The organism is Methanopyrus sp., from assembly GCF_053997775.1.
Genome location: NZ_JBMXXF010000047.1, coordinates 1 through 2,106, shown reverse-complemented (window position 1 = coordinate 2,106; position 2,106 = coordinate 1). Strand labels below are relative to the sequence as shown.

General features: G+C 66.6%; 2 protein-coding genes. Both read left to right on the top strand.

Annotated elements, in window-relative coordinates; all coding sequences use genetic code 11:
- A partial coding sequence (locus tag ACXJJV_RS06075; RefSeq protein ID WP_456467294.1) for a cobaltochelatase subunit CobN occupies positions 1-380 on the top strand: 380 nt, incomplete at its 5' end.
- 912 nt (positions 381-1,292) lie between these two features.
- A partial coding sequence (locus ACXJJV_RS06070) for a hypothetical protein (RefSeq protein ID WP_456467293.1) occupies positions 1,293-2,106 on the top strand: 814 nt, incomplete at its 3' end.

Genomic DNA, 2,106 nt, shown 5'->3' with positions numbered 1-2,106 from the left:
ACTCCTGCTCCGGCGAGGACCCCGAGGTCCAGGACCTGCAGACCGTCGTCCGCTCCGGCGCCGCCTCCCGGCTCCTGAACGAGAAGTGGAAGCGGGAGATGCTCAAGCACGGCTACGACGGATGCCGAGAGATCGCGAAGCGGGTGGAGAACCTCGTCGGCCTCGCCGCCACGACCGACACCGTCGAGGACTGGGTCTGGGAGGGCGTCGCCCGCGAGTACCTCTTCGACGAGGACACCCGGGAGCGCATGAAGGAGCTCAACCCCGCCGCCCTCCGGGAGGTCGCCGACCGGCTGATCGAGGCCTACGAGCGTGGCTACTGGAACGCCGATGAGGAAACGATCGAGCGGGTCAAGGAAATCAAAAGGGAGCTGGAATAGTCAGGGAGGGACGACCAACCCCTCGGCCCGCTTCCCCCACCTCACACTCTCCTTTCCATCCAGCGCTTCGCCACCCGGTTGCCCCGAAGCATGAGGAAGAATCGGCCACCCAGCTAAGCCCACTTAGGATCGGGGCTCTCAGTTCCCCACACCGACGCGTTCAGCAGGGCCCTGACCAGTCCCGGAACAGCGCGTCCGAGGGGGTCTCGAGCCACCCACCCACCGTCGGCCATCTTGACCTCCATCCCGACACCCTCCGCGACTTAGATCATCCCCCAGCAGCCTCTCATGATCTCACCGGAGACCCCCTCCCACGCCGTGGGACGGGCAGCTCCCGTACCCCAACGCCCAGCCCTCGGCCCTCCTGAGTTCCCCAACCGCCGGGTCCCAGCGGGAACGCGCTCCTCCGGTAGAGAGAGCGCTCCGACCCTCCATCCAGGGAGACCTTCGATGAGCCTCTGGGAACTGGACGTGCTGGAAGAGTCTTTCGACGGGTGGGTCGAGCGCTTAGGGACCGGTTAGAGACCTTCCGCGAATTAAGCGGGTGAGGCGCTACCGGCGCGAACCCCTGGCGCTTCCGATTCCCTGATGGAGCGTCGGCGGGTCGCCGACGGACGGTACCACGCGGTCTACTCCAAGTGAGTAAAGCGGCACCCTAGCCGCGGCGAGCCAAAGTTGCGGCGACACCGACGACGTCGTCCCAGCGGGGATGTTTGAGGGGCCGCTAGGGTCGTCGCGGGGACGGAATCCAAGGGGAGCGGCTCGTTCCCGTCGCTGACCTTTCCGCTCACGCGGTTTCCGACGCCCCTCAGGACGAAGGTCGTGCAGCCAGGGCGGGACAGGCTGGACGACGCAACTGATAGGCATCTGGGCCCCTAGCCGACCGCACACTCGGCGGAAAGGGGTCAAATCGTGGAGCGGGCGCCCCCGGTCGCGATCGTTCCGATCATCGCCCTGATCCTGCTGGCGCCCGCTCACGGCGACTCCTGGACGGGCCCGGAGGCGCTCCTGGACGTGGGCGTGCAGAGCTGGCTGGTAATCAAGGACGTCCACGAGGAGACGGTGGCCACGGGACACGGCGGCACCGAGAAAGTTCTCGACTACGTGATCGCGGAGTACCGGGCGTACATCCGGGCTAAGGAGCCCGGGAAGCCGGTGACGCTGCACGCGCTCCTGCCGGAGGGCACGGAGGTGCTCGAGGCCCGGTTCTACCCGACGACCACGGTCCTGTCCGACCGGTTCGGCGTGAGGTGGGAGCGGGCCGAGCCCGTGGGCCGCATCAAAGGTCACTTGGGAGTTCCTAGGCGAGAGATGGAAGTGGATCCAACTCGACTTCCGGGTCGTCCCGAGGCACGATCCCAAGGATCCGATCTCCTGCTCGGCGCTGGTCCTGAGGCTCAAGATCCCGCGGTGCACCGGGTGCCAAACTTCCGAATGTACTACCCGAAGCACTACAGGGAAGTGCTAAGGAGCCTGTACGATTACTGGGTCATCGAGTGGCCGGTCCCGGCGCAGCCGGGGCGCGACATCGGCTTCTACCTGCGCAGCGACCCCGAGGGTATCGGGGCGTGGGTTGAGCTCTTCGCGTGGCCGGGAGGCGTGACCCTCGAGTCCGACGGGATTCATCAAGTGTACCTCACGGACCACCTGGTGCTTGTGCTCCCGGAAGCCCGCGTGGGCGTCGTCGGCGTTAACCCGGTGAGTCAGTCGCTCGACGAGTACGAGC